This is a genomic window from Micromonospora sp. Llam0 (assembly GCF_003751085.1).
Classification (GTDB): Bacteria; Actinomycetota; Actinomycetes; order Mycobacteriales; family Micromonosporaceae; genus Micromonospora_E.
This window is the reverse complement of the sequence record NZ_RJJY01000001.1, coordinates 4,933,319-4,945,588: the sequence shown is the minus strand read 5'-3', so window position 1 is coordinate 4,945,588 and position 12,270 is coordinate 4,933,319. Positions and strand designations below refer to the sequence as shown.

11 protein-coding genes are annotated in these 12,270 nt (G+C 71.1%); 5 read left to right on the top strand and 6 right to left on the bottom strand.

The features are described 5' to 3' along the window. The first annotated feature begins 26 nt into the window (after positions 1–26). Positions 27–1,208: a hypothetical protein gene (locus EDC02_RS21520; protein WP_123603517.1), complete on the top strand. Its 1,182-nt coding sequence runs from the start codon at positions 27–29 to the stop codon at positions 1,206–1,208. Positions 1,209–1,215: 7 nt separating this feature from the next. On the opposite strand, the gene EDC02_RS21515 is transcribed toward EDC02_RS21520, so the two are convergent. Beyond that, complete coding sequence (locus EDC02_RS21515; protein WP_123603516.1) at positions 1,216–1,860, bottom strand: LysE family transporter; 645 nt, start codon at positions 1,858–1,860, stop codon at positions 1,216–1,218. A 194-nt stretch (positions 1,861–2,054) separates the two neighbouring features. Between EDC02_RS21515 and EDC02_RS21510 the strand changes: the two genes are divergently transcribed. The 3 genes from EDC02_RS21510 to EDC02_RS21500 all read left to right on the top strand — a co-directional run bounded on the left by EDC02_RS21510 (position 2,055) and on the right by EDC02_RS21500 (position 5,204). Next, complete coding sequence (locus EDC02_RS21510) at positions 2,055–3,329, top strand: ABC transporter substrate-binding protein (protein WP_199757720.1); 1,275 nt, start codon at positions 2,055–2,057, stop codon at positions 3,327–3,329. Positions 3,330–3,405: 76 nt separating this feature from the next. Beyond that, on the top strand, positions 3,406–4,359 hold the full coding sequence (locus EDC02_RS21505; RefSeq protein ID WP_123605016.1) for a carbohydrate ABC transporter permease: 954 nt from the start codon (positions 3,406–3,408) through the stop codon (positions 4,357–4,359). After that, a complete protein-coding gene (locus EDC02_RS21500; protein ID WP_123603515.1) occupies positions 4,356–5,204 on the top strand; it encodes a carbohydrate ABC transporter permease in 849 nt (282 codons plus the stop codon). Before EDC02_RS21505 ends, EDC02_RS21500 begins: the two co-directional genes overlap by 4 nt. Before the next feature lie 158 nt (positions 5,205–5,362). Here the strand turns inward: EDC02_RS21500 and EDC02_RS40330 are convergent, their stop codons facing one another. Continuing rightward, positions 5,363–5,992 carry a helix-turn-helix domain-containing protein gene (locus EDC02_RS40330; RefSeq protein ID WP_158632261.1) on the bottom strand — a complete coding sequence of 210 codons (630 nt, stop codon included), beginning with the start codon at positions 5,990–5,992 and terminating at the stop codon, positions 5,363–5,365. Positions 5,993–6,054: 62 nt separating this feature from the next. Here EDC02_RS40330 and EDC02_RS21485 point away from each other — a divergent pair, with 62 nt between their 5' ends. After that, the gene (locus EDC02_RS21485) at positions 6,055–6,960 is read left to right on the top strand and encodes an SDR family NAD(P)-dependent oxidoreductase (RefSeq protein ID WP_123603513.1); all 906 of its coding nucleotides are present in this window, start codon (positions 6,055–6,057) and stop codon (positions 6,958–6,960) included. On the opposite strand, the gene EDC02_RS21480 is transcribed toward EDC02_RS21485, so the two are convergent. The 4 genes from EDC02_RS21480 to EDC02_RS21465 all read right to left on the bottom strand — a co-directional run bounded on the left by EDC02_RS21480 (position 6,925) and on the right by EDC02_RS21465 (position 12,268). After that, positions 6,925–7,527: a hypothetical protein gene (locus tag EDC02_RS21480; RefSeq protein WP_148083540.1), complete on the bottom strand. Its 603-nt coding sequence runs from the start codon at positions 7,525–7,527 to the stop codon at positions 6,925–6,927. The two genes, EDC02_RS21485 and EDC02_RS21480, sit on opposite strands and share 36 nt — an antisense overlap. Further along, positions 7,524–8,372: an LPXTG cell wall anchor domain-containing protein gene (locus EDC02_RS21475; protein ID WP_123603511.1), complete on the bottom strand. Its 849-nt coding sequence runs from the start codon at positions 8,370–8,372 to the stop codon at positions 7,524–7,526. Before EDC02_RS21475 ends, EDC02_RS21480 begins: the two co-directional genes overlap by 4 nt. A 190-nt stretch (positions 8,373–8,562) precedes the next feature. Next, positions 8,563–11,262: a LuxR C-terminal-related transcriptional regulator gene (locus tag EDC02_RS21470; RefSeq protein WP_123603510.1), complete on the bottom strand. Its 2,700-nt coding sequence runs from the start codon at positions 11,260–11,262 to the stop codon at positions 8,563–8,565. A gap of 85 nt (positions 11,263–11,347) precedes the next feature. Next, a complete protein-coding gene (locus tag EDC02_RS21465; RefSeq protein WP_123605015.1) occupies positions 11,348–12,268 on the bottom strand; it encodes an oxidoreductase in 921 nt (306 codons plus the stop codon). Positions 12,269–12,270: the final 2 nt, after the last annotated feature.

The following is a 12,270-nucleotide window of genomic DNA, read 5'->3' as shown; positions in this document are numbered from 1 at the left end:
CTTTGAGCGGGTGTCGGGGAGGCCAAATGATCCAGGCAGAGGTCACCGATCACGCCGCGCTGGCCGCGCGGTCACCGTTGGAGCTCGCGATGTACCTCCGCTCGCAGGACTGGACCAGGCAGAGCAAGTCGGGAACCAGCGCCCAGTGGATCAAGGTCGTAGATGGCGCTGAGTTTGAAGCGCTGCAGCCGCTGGAGTCGACGCTACGTGACTACCCGGCTCGCGTACGAGACATCCTTCAGGTGCTCGCCGTCGTGGAGGGCCGGTCGCAGCTCGACATCCTTGCTGACATCTCCAACGTCTCCATGGATGTGCACACCGTTCGGGCCTTCCCGGCAGGCAATGTGCCCGGAACTATTGGTCTTGACGACGGTGTTCAAGCCTTCGAGAGCCTACGCAACGTGGTTGCCGCAGCGGCGTACTCGGTCAGGCCAGATCAAGCACGAGCGGTGCAGCCTGCCCGCAAGCCAGCCGAGGTGCTCAAGTTTCTCCGGGAGGTCCGCTTTGGCCCCGGCTCGGAGGGAAGCTTCGTGCTCTCGGTCTTCACCCCCGTCCCGCCCCGTCTCGCATCCGGTCAAGCCTCGCTGTTCGACGAGGACCTACCTCAGGCGATGGAGCCGGCGGAACCGTTCGAGCGGCAGGTCTCGCTGAAGATCTACGACGCGGTCCGCGCCGCGTACGACGCTGCGAACGAGGCTCTCGTCGGCCCGGCAGGGCTGGACGCTTTCACCACCGCTGTGCGTGACGGAGTCAGCGCGAACCTGTGTGAGGCCCTCGCTGGGCTCGGGGGCGAATCCGGCCACCCCTTCGAGCTGGCATTGCGGCTGGCGCCGGGGCGGCCGCTGCGGACCCGGCAGCTGCCACCGATCAGGTTCCGCCACGACCACCTGCCAGTTCTCGTCGCCGCTGCCCAAGGGCTTCGGGAGCGGATCCCCGAGGAGGGTGTCCTCATCGTCGGCAACGTCGTTCGCCTGCACCGTGAGGAGACCGGCTCAGGGGAGGTCAGTATCGCCGGCGTGATCGAGGGTGAGGACCGGCTGCGGCGATTCTGGGTGAACCTGCCGCAGGCCGACTATGACCAAGCTGTCCGCGCGCATCGTGAGATGTTGTCGGTCTCGGTGCGGGGCGATCTGGTCCGACGTGCCACCCGGCTCCACCTGAGGAATCCGACCGCATTCCAGGTTCTGACCGATCTCGTCGAGCCCTGACCGTCGGTCAGCTGACTGCCTGCCAGGCGAGGCGGATGGCGAGCAGGCCGATGATGCCGTTGCCGACAAGCGCGGTGATCAGCCGGCCGCGCGGGCTGGCCAGCCCGCGGCCGACGATCGCGCCGCCGGCCGCGAGCAGCTGCTGCCAGCTGGCCGAGGCGAGAAACGCTGCCCCGACGAACACCGTGCCGACGAGCAGCGCACCGCTGGCGGACTCCGTCGAACCATCCTGGTGGCCGACCACGAGCGCGGCGAAGTAGACGATCGTCGTCGGGTTGAGCAGGGCCAGCCCGACGAAGGTGGCGTACGTCCGGATCAGGGACCCGGCCGGTGCCGACCGGGTCGCGTCGGCCGGCGCGCGGCGGGCCCGGACCGCGACGACGATCCCGCGTACGGCGATCGCGGCGAGCACCACGGCGGCGGCCGCCTGCAGGACGGCGATGGCCGGGCTGACCAGCCTGGCGATGGTCACGCCGCCGACGACCGCGGCGAGCGCGTACAGCCCGTCGGCGGTGGCGACGCCGAGCCCGGCCGCCGCGCCGTGGCGCAGCGACACCTGTGCGGCAAGGGTGACTATCAGGACGCCGATCGCGCCGACCGGGATCGCGATGCCGTAGCCGGCGAGCAGTCCGGAGGTCAGCGCATCGGTCACGGCAGGACTATGCCGACCCGCCGGATCCGGTGACAACCAGTTTTGGCGCCCTCATCCGGTTGACGGCACCCATTGCATTGACTACCGTCACTCCCAGTCCACAGATGTTAACATTCGTCAATGTCTTGCGCGTAGGGGTGATCCTGACAATCGCTGAAGCCGCGGCAGTCGACGACCACCGTATGGAGGGCCGCTTGAAGCGCGTCGTCACCACCGCCACCGCCGTCGCTGCGGCGGCGGCCATGATCCTGACCGCCGGCTGTACGCCAGGTTCGGGCGGGTCCGGATCGTCCGACCCGAACACCTTCGAGTTCTGGTCGTTCACCGGGATCAACCAGCAGGCGTCCGTCGATGCGTACACCAGGGACCGACCGGACATCGAGGTCAAGCTCACCGAGGTGGGCGACACCAGCGAGACGGCCCAGGCGCTCACGGCGGCACTGGCCGGCGGCAAGGTGCCCGACCTGGTGCTGATCCAGGGCGACGACATGCCGAAGTTCATGCAGGCCCCGGAGAATTTCGTCGACCTGACCACGCTCGGCGCCGACCAGATGACCGGTGACTACCTCGACTGGGTGATCTCGCAGTCGACCACCGAGGACGGCAGGGTCATCGGAATACCGACGGATGTCGGCGGCATGGCGATCGCGTACCGGACCGACCTGTTCGCCGCCGCCGGGCTGCCCACCGACCGGGACGAGGTCTCCGAGCTGTGGCCGACCTGGGACGCGTTCCTGGAGGTTGGCAAGCAGTACGTCGCGGGGACCGGCAAGCCGTTCCTGGACAACACCCCGACGAGCATCTTCTTCCAGGCGGTCAACCAGGGCTCGGAACGCTACTACGACGAGAACCGTGAGCTGTCGTACGACAAGAATCCGCAGGTCAAAGAGGCGTTCGACCTGACGTTGCGGATGTACGAGGCGGGCATCTCCGGCCGGATCGCCTCCTGGACGCCGGGGTGGACCGCCGGCATGAGCAAGGGCGACTTCGCGGTGATGTCGGCACCGTCCTGGATGCTCAACGCGATCAAGACCAATGCCCCGGACAGCGCCGGCAAGTGGGACGTCGCCACCATTCCCGGTGGTTCCGGGAACTGGGGCGGCAGCTACCTCGCCATCCCGGCGCGGGCGGAGAACCCGGCGGCGGCCTGGGACTACATCGCCACGATGCAGTCGCCCGAGGGCCAGCTCGCGCACTTCCTGGAGCACGGGGCGCTGCCGACCACGCCGTCGGTCTACACCGACCCGCAGCTGCTCGCGAAGACCGACCCGTTCTTCTCCGACGCGCCGATCGGCCAGATCTACACCGAATCCGTGGTGAACATCGAGCCGTTCTACATCGGCCCCGACGACGCCACCATCGGCAGCGAGCTGCTCAACACGCTCACCAGCGTGGAGCAGGGCCAGGTCGAGCCCGACGAAGCCTGGGACACCGCATTGACCAACGTCAGGAACGCCCTGCGCGGCTGAGCAGACGACTGACCTGCGGCGGCCGGAGCCTCCGGCCGGCCGCCGCGTGTCACGGAAAGTGAGCGCTGTGACCACCATGCTCAGCCCGGCCACGGACCGCAGGACCGCCGGCCGACCGGCCCGGTCCCATCAGATCCAGCAGGGCGTACGGGAACGACTGGCCCCGTACGCGTACATCGCGCCGTTCTTTCTGCTTTTCTTCATCTTCGGGCTCTTCCCGCTGCTGTTCACGTTCTACATCGCCCTTTTCGACTGGAACCCGATCGGTGAACGCAGCTACGTGGGGCTGAAGAACTTCTCCGATCTCGTCGACGACCCCCGGTTCTGGGGTGCACTGCGCAACACGTTCAGCATCTGGGTGCTGTCGACGGTTCCGCAGCTGCTGATCGCGCTCGGCATGGCACACGTGCTCAACCACGTACGGCTGCGGGCGGCCACCCTGTTTCGGATGTCGATGCTGGTTCCCTACGTCACCTCCGTGGCCGCGACGACGATCGTCTTCGCCCAACTGTTCGACCGCGACTACGGCATGCTCAACTGGCTTCTCGGGCTGCTGGGATTCGAGCACATCGACTTCACCGCGTCGCTGTGGGGCAGCCACCTCATGATCGCGGTGATGGTCGCCTGGCGGTGGACCGGCTACAACACCCTGCTGTACCTCGCCTCACTTCAGGCGGTTCCCCGCGACCTGTACGAGGCCGCCGCCGTGGACGGCGCCAACGGCTGGAAGCAGTTCCGGCACATCACCGTACCCTCGCTGCGGCCGATCATCGTGTTCACCGTCATCACCTCGACGATCGGCGGACTGCAGATCTTCACCGAGCCGCTGCTGGCCAACCCGGTGGGTGGACTCACCTGCGGCGCGGCGCGGCAGTGTCAGACCCTCACCCTGTTCCTCTACGAGCAGGCCTTCGGCCGGTTCCACTTCGGCTACGGCGCGGCCATCGGCGTCGCGCTCTTCGTGCTGGTCGTGATCATCTCCGCGATCAACTACCTCCTGGTCACCCGGATCCGCTCGGAGCGCCCATGAATCCCGCACCGCACCGGCGACGCAGCGCCAACCGGATCCACCCGGCCGTGTACTTCGCGCTCGGCGGCATGGTGTTCTTCAGCGCTTTTCCGCTCTACTGGATGTTCGTGGTGGCCACCACCGACTCGGCCACCGCGTACAGCCTGCCGCCGCACGTGCTGCCCGGCGGCAACTTCTTTCACCTGGCCAGCCTGGTCTTCGAGATCGTGCCGTTCGTGCAGGCGCTGATGAACAGCCTGGTCGTGGCCACCTCGATCGGCGTGGGCCAGGCGTTCCTCTGCGCGCTGGCCGGGTTCGCCTTCGCCAAGCTGTCCTTCCGGGGCCGCAACACGTTGTTCCTCATCGTCGTGCTGACGATGACGGTGCCGACCCAGCTCGCCGTCGTGCCGCAGTACCTGATCATGTCGCGCTTCAACTGGGTGGACACCCTCCAGGCGTTGATCGTCCCCGGGCTGGTGAGCGCGTTCGGCATCTTCTGGATGCGGCAGCACATCGGCAACGTGGTCAACGACGAGCTGATGAACGCCGCCCGGGTGGACGGCGCGACGACCTGGCAGATCTTCTGGCGGATCGCCTTCCCGGTGGTCCGCCCGGCGGCGTTGATCCTGGGCCTGTTCGGCTTCGTCAACGCCTGGAACGACTTCCTGTGGCCGTTCATCGTGCTGAAGTCCCCGGAGCGGTACACCGTCCAGATCGCCATCAAGGCACTGCAGAACAACCGGGACATCGACCTGGGCCTGGCCATGTCCGGCTCGTTCCTGGCCACCTTGCCCGTGCTGGTGTTGTTCGTCTTCGTCGGCCGGCGCCTGGTGCAGGGGATCATGGAAGGGGCGTTCAAGGGCTGACCAGTTCCCCGTGTCGCGGCCATGTCAACGGCGCGTGGCGGCCAGTGCACGGCATCGACCCGACCGCCGGGGTCGCCGTCGGCATCCGGATGCCTCGCTGCTGCCGGAGCGGCCGTACGTCTTCGACTGGTCCCGGCAGGGTCCCACCCAGCTGATGGTCAACTTCCGGGGCCTGGCGCCCTGACCCGCTGGTCGGCGGCGGTGCCCGTGGTGGCTGCCGCCCAGCGGGCGAGGGCTTCGCCGACCCGGTGGAAGCCCTCGCCCGCGGCGCTGAAGGCGTAGCTGCCGTCGGCGAGCCGCTGGATCAGCCCGCGCTGCTCCAGGTCGGCGAGGCGCTGGGTGAGGGTGACCTGGTTGACGCCGGTGTCGCGGGCCAGGTCGGTGAAGCGGCGCGGCCCGACCAGCAGTGCGCAGTGCAGCTCCAGCATCCAGCGTTCCTGCATCAACGCCAGCAGGTCGTCGAGCTGGTGGTGGCGGGTGTCGGGATCGGCGGTGTCGCCGGCCCAGGCCGCCATTTCGGCGAGCACCGGGCGCAGTCCGGTGCCGGCCGACGTCAACGCGTAGCGGGTGCCCGGTGGGGTGGTGTCGATCACCGTACGGCTGACAACGCCGGCCGCCTCCAGCTCGCCGAGCCGGCGGGCGAGAGTGCTCGGCCCGACCGCCGGGACCGCCCGGCGCAGGTCGTTGAAGCCGGCCGGTCCGTCGAGCAGCGCGTGCACGATGTGCAGCGTCCAGCGCCCCCGCAGCCGACCCACGGCGGCCAGCAGTACGCCCTGCTCGACCTGCACGTCGCCACTGTATCCAGCGGCACACTTGTTAAAGCTCAGTAGCTAGTACTATTTTTTTAGTCATGACTGAGTCAACGAAGCGGGCCCTGGTCACCGGTGGCACCGGCGGGATCGGCCTGGCCACCGCCCGTGCCCTGGCCGGCCACGGCTACGCCGTCACCATCGTCGGGCGCGACCAGCAGCGGGGCGAAGCCGCCCGCGACCAGGTGAGCGCCGCCGGTCCGGCTCCCGCCCGGTTCATCCGGGCCGACCTCTCCGCACTGTCCGCCGTCCGTGCCCTGGCCGACGACACCCGTGCCGCCGGCCCGCTCGACCTGCTGGTCAACAACGTCGGCGGGGTCTACCGGCGGCACACGCACACCGTCGACGGCATCGAGGCGACCTTCGCCATGAGCCACCTCTCCGGCTATCTGCTCACCGAGCTGCTGGTGGACGACATGGTCGCCGCCGGCCGGGGGCGGATCGTCAACCTCACCTCGGGCGCGATCCGGCTCGCCGACCGCACCCCGCTGGACCGAGTCGAGGTGGCCGGGCGCTACTACGGCTTTCCCGCGTACGGGCGGGCCAAGCTGGCCAACCTCGCGTACACGATGGGTCTGGCCGACCGACTCGCCGGCACCGGCGTCACGGTGCTCGCCGCCGACCCGGGGGCCAGCGCCACCGGGATGGGCCGGTCGATGCGTGCGGACCTGTTCCCGATGCCAGCCCGGCTGGCCTTCCCGCTGATCTACCTCAACCTGTTCCGGACCAGCGCGACCGACGCCGCCCGCAGCTCCATCGCCGCCGCCACCGGCGGCTTGCCCAGCGGTACGGTGCTCGGCCCGAAGGGCACACCGGCGCGCCCGGAGGCGCGGGCCACCGACCCGACGGTCATCCAGACTGTCACCGCGCTCAGCCAGGCGACCTGCGCCTCCACCCGCACCGACAGCCGGTCAGCGACTGCGGGACAGGATGCGCTGCCCGAGTAGCGTCACATGGATCAGATCAGCGGTCTCGTCCGTACCGTCGCCGGTCTTCACCGCGAGCAGCAGCCCGGTGTCGGCGGCGGTGAACGCGGCCGTGACGCCGCCGCGCTTGGCTACACCGATACCGACCGTTCCCAAGAAGGTCACCGAGCCGGCACCCAGCCCGGTCACGCCGTCGCGGGCGGTGAGCTGGTCGATGTAGTCGGCCTGCAGGTTCTCCGGCGGCACCACACTCAACCGGACGAGCTGCCCGGCCGGGTCCTGCCACACGCATTCGCCGAAGCCCACCCCGTAACCGGTGCCGGTCGGCTCCGGGACCTCGTCGAAGACGGTGGCCAGCTCCGGGCGGGTCAGCAGGGCACACGGTTCGCTGAAGTCGGGGCCGTCGGCTGCGGTGCCCGCGCCGGGCGTCGCGTCCCCGGCAGGGCTGGTTGCCGCCGGCGGTGCGTCACGGCCGGCCGGCCCGCCCGCCCCACCGGCTCCCGGGCCGGCCGGGTCGCCGCCGCACGCCGCGAGCATGGCCACGAGCAGACCGGCACCGGACACGCGGTTCAAAGCCGTCGGAGTCATCGGTCACCTCCACTGACGAACCGGATGCGCCGCCGACGTACCCCGGCGAGCAGGGCCAGGCCGGCGGCGACCAAGACGATGCCGCCGACCGCGTACGCGACACCGGCCGCCCCGGTCACCGGCAGTTCGCCGCCCGCGCTCCCGCCGCCGCCCGGCGTCGCAGCCACGGTCGGCATGCCCGGCATGGTCGCCCCGGGCGTCGGGGTCGGGCTCGGCGCTTCACAATCCGCCGGTGGGGCGTAAGTTCCGGTCATCCAGGTCGGGGCGTCGAGGGCGAACGGCCCGGTGATCAACTGGTACGCGGTGCCGTCGGGCAGCGCGAAAGCAAGCTCGGTGGTGCCGGGCGGGACCGGCGCCAGTGTCTCCCCGGCCGGGAACGTGTCGGCCGTGACCAGCAGCAGACCGTCGACGGCCGCGGTGCCCCGGTTGGTCAGCGTCAACTCCAGCCCGGTGCAGCCGTTGTCGGCACTCACCTCGAGGACCGGGGTGCCGGTGCAGCCGTCCGGTGCCCGGAACGGCACCGGCGGGGTGTCCCGTTCGCCCGCGCGCCGGATCACGAACAGGTCGCCGTCGGCCGCACCGTACCGGCGGAATCCGCTGCCGGCCATGGTGAACTCCTCCACCACGACGTCGTTGCGCAGCACCACGGTGCCGACCGGCTCCACGCTGTCGTCCAGCGAGTCGGAGGTCCACCGTACGTCCAGCGCGCCGCAGAGCATCTCCACCGCCAGGGTCGGTGGGGCGGCCGCTGCCGGTGCGCCGACCCCGAGCACGAGCCCGGCGGCGGCCACTGAGATGGCACCCGCGACGCCGGTCAGCCGGCGGATCAGCTGGCGTACACGCATGGCAGGACTACCTCTTCCAGAGAGCCACCGAGACAGCGGCCACGACGGCAGCCAGGGCGGCGATGTTGATCGAGCAGAGCGGGCATAGTCCAGCACGACACAGACCGATCCGGCGTGAGCGGTGGCCTACTCAATTTCGGCGCGCGGGACACTCAGCGTGGTACCCGGCACGGGCATCCGGTGCGCCGGTTCAGCGCGAGATCAACGCCGCCCGCAACTCGGCCCGACCGGTGACGCCCAGCTTGGTGTACGCACGGTGCAGGTGGTTCTCCACGGTCCTGGCCGACAGGTGCAGCCGGGCGGCGATCTCCCTGGTGGACTCGCCCTCGGCGGCCGCGAGCGCCACCTCCCGCTCCCGGCCGGTCAGCCCGGCGGTCGGTCGACGACCCCGCCGTAGGGCCGGCGTCGTCGGCTGTTCGCACCGGGCCAGCTCCCGGTCGGCGAGCAGGCGGGCCGTGGCCGCCGCCCGCCCGTCCCCGGCACCGGACGTGGTGGCGGCCGTCGCGAGCGTCGCCGCCTCCGCCGCGTGCAGTGGCATGCCGTACCCGGAAAAGTCCCGCGCGACCCGCAACAGACCCACGGCGTCCCGGTCGGCGGCTGCGGTGGCGTAGTCGACCACGACCCGCCCCAGGGCCCACCCGGCCGGTGGCGAATGGTCGGTGAGGAGCCGGACGGCGACGGTGGCGCCGCCCAGCCGGATCAGGTCCAGGACCCCGAGGGTACCGGCTCCGACGGCCCCGGTCGTCCCGTGCCGGACCACTTCCTGCTCCAGCAGGCGCAGCCCGTGGTCGGTGTCTCCGGTCAGCGTTGCCAGCCAGGCCCGACCTCGGGCGACCTCGATGTCGAACAGTCGTACCGCGTGCGGCCCGCCGGGATGCCGGTCCAGGTCGGCGGCCGCCTGCCCGGCGGTGGTCAGGTCGCCGAGCTGGGCGGCGGACTGCAGCCGCAGCCCGGCCGCCCACCGGCGTACCCCGCGCAACTGGACGTCGTCGGCGATCAGGTACGCCTCGTTGGCCCAGCGAAGCGCGATTGTCGGCCGGCCCCGCAGCAGCGCGATCTTGGCGAGAAAGAACGCGGCGAGCGCCTGTCCGACCCGGTCCGGCGGTTGCAGACTGGCCTGGTACGTCGACTCGGCGGCGGCCAGCGCGCCCGCCACGTCCGGCAGATCGACCAGCAGCGACGCCACGGCCGCCGGGAAGCCGTCCGACTGCACCTGGCCGGGTCCGATGTGCCGGTGCGCCACCGGGACCACATCCGCCAGCAGCTTCTCGGCTTCGGCGAACCGCCCGGCGAGCAGCAGCCCGCAGCTGGCCGCGCCGGCCGCGGCCAACCGCAGATCGACCGACCCGGCGGTGTGGAACAACGCCAGCGCCGGCGCTACGACGGAGCAGTCGAGCTGGTACGCCCGCAGGTACAGCCGGACCGCGTCGAGCTGCTCCCGACAGCCCGGTTCCGTCGCCGCGACGGCTTCCAGAGCGGCGCGCCCGGCCGCCACGTCGTCGGCACCGTGCACCAGGATCACCGCCAGTTGGATGGCGATCTGAGTTCGTTCGGCGTCGCCGTGCCCCGGCCCGGTGGCCGCCGACCTGCTCAGTTCGGCGCAGCGGCGTACCGCCTCGTCGAGCCGGCCCAGCTGAAACAACGCGCGTACCGCCGCCAGCCCGGCGGCCACCGCACCGCCGACCTCGTACGCCCGTTGCCCGAGTCGCGCGGCCAGCTCGTACTCCCGCAGGTACGCCGCCTCCCGCGCGGCGGCCAACATCAAGCCGACGTCGATGTCACCGCCGCCGTCGAGACGCCACAACGCCACCCGCATGACGTCTGCGCCACGCAATTGCCCGGCAGCTTCGAGCGTGTCGGCGAGTCGGCGGCTGTGCCGCAGCCGGGCCAGCTCCGGCGTGCCCGCCCGCAGCATCTCGGCGTACAGCGGGTGGCTGAGCTGGATGGCCTGTTGCCCATCTACGGTGACGACGGTGACCAGGCCACGCCGCTCCAGCGCTTCCAGCGTCGCCGACCCGGCTGCGGCGACAGCAGCCGGCAGCGGCAGGTGCTGACCGAGGGCGAGTAGTTCCAGGGCGTCACGTTCGGCCGGGTCGGCGGCCGTCAGCCGGTTGCCCAGCAGCTCGGTGAGGCGTGGGGCGGCGTCCAGGGGCCCGGCCAGCCGCCAGATGCCGGCCGGACGGTCGATCAGCCCGGCCTCCCGGGCCGAGGCGATCAACTCACGCAACAGCAGTGGATTGCCGGCGGCCGCGTCCCTGAGCCTGCGCAGCGTCCGGCCTTCCACCGGCCCGCCCAGCAAGGCCACCACCAGAGCCTCGGTCTGCGGCGGGCTCAGCGGCGCGAGATCGATTCGGTGTACGCCCGCGTCCTTCCACAGTGCTGTCACCGCCTCCGGCACGGGCTCGTCGGTGCGTACCGCGACCAGCACCGGCACCGTACCGTCGGCCACCAGTTGATGCACGACCGCGGCGGAGACCTCGTCGAGCAGGTGCGCGTCGTCGATGACCAGGACACTGCGGGTTCCGCCGACCGCTGCCCGGAGCCCGGCCAGTGCACCCTGCAGCGGCGCGGCCGGCGGCGGTGTGGCGGGCGACAGCGGGGTGGCCGACGTCAACGGTGGGATCAGGCCGGCGAGCGCGGCCAGGGGCAGGCCGGTGCCTGAACCCGAGGTGTGGGCCCGCAACAGCCGCCAGCCGGCGACGGCCAGACCGGCTGCGACCTCCTGGGAGAGCCGGGTCTTGCCGACACCGGCCGATCCGGCGATCAGTACGCCGCGCCGGCGGGCCGGCGGGCCGCTCAGCGCGGCCCGGACCGCCCGCAACTCGGCCTGCCGGCCCACCATTGGCGGCTTGCTGACCATTGGCGGCTGCTCCACCGCCTCACGACTCATGGGGTCAGGTTCGCAGGCGGCGTCCACCGCCGACCAGTGGACCAGCCGTGCGCTGCCCGACCGTCCGGCCGCAAAGCGGGTATGCCTATCCGGCGGCTGGGAACCCGACGAACTCGACCCCGGTCAGCTTTTCGCTCTCCGCCCACAGCCGGCCAGCGGTGGCGGCGTCGTCGGCCGCCGGGCTGCGTCGCGCGGCGACCGGCGGGCCGACCATGTCGAACAGCCGGCCCGGACCCCAGTAGCTGCCACCGTCGACTGCCGGGTCGGTGGCGGCGCGCAGCGTCGGCAACGCGCCGTCGTGCGGCGTCATCGCGATCAGCCGGCTGACGGCGGGGACGAAACCGCCGGTGTGCCGGGCCAGGTCGGTGGCGGTCCACCCGGGATGGGCGGCGGTCGCCAGTACGGGTGACCCGGCCCCGGCCAGCCGGCGTTGCAGTTCCAGGGTGAACAGCAGGTTGGCGAGTTTGCTCTGCCCGTACGCGGCCCACCGCCGGTAACGACGCCGTTGCCAGTTCAGGTCGGCGAGGTCGATCCGGCCGGCGCGGTGCGCATTGCTGGCGACGGCGACCACCCGGGCACCGGTGCCAGCGGACAGCAGCAGCGGCAGCAGCCGGCCGGTGAGCGCGAAGTGCCCCAGGTGGTTGGTGCCGATCTGCAGCTCGAAGCCCTGCCGGGTGCGCCGCAACGGGGTCAGCATCACCCCGGCGTTGTTGATCAGCAGGTCGAGCCGGTCGTGGTCGGCGCGGTACGCCTCGGCGAACTCGGTCACCGAGTCGAGGTCGGCCAGGTCGAGCCGGGCGCAGCTCACCGTGCCGGCCGGCCGTTCGGCGCGGATCCGGTCGGCTGCGGTGTCGGCCCGTCCGGCGTCCCGGCAGGCGAGCACCACGTGGGCACCTCTGGCGGCGAGCATCCGGGCGGTCTCGAAGCCGATGCCGGAGTTCGCCCCGGTGACGACCGCGGTCCGGCCGCGCTGGTCCGGGATGTCGTCAAAGGTCCACCCTGCCACGG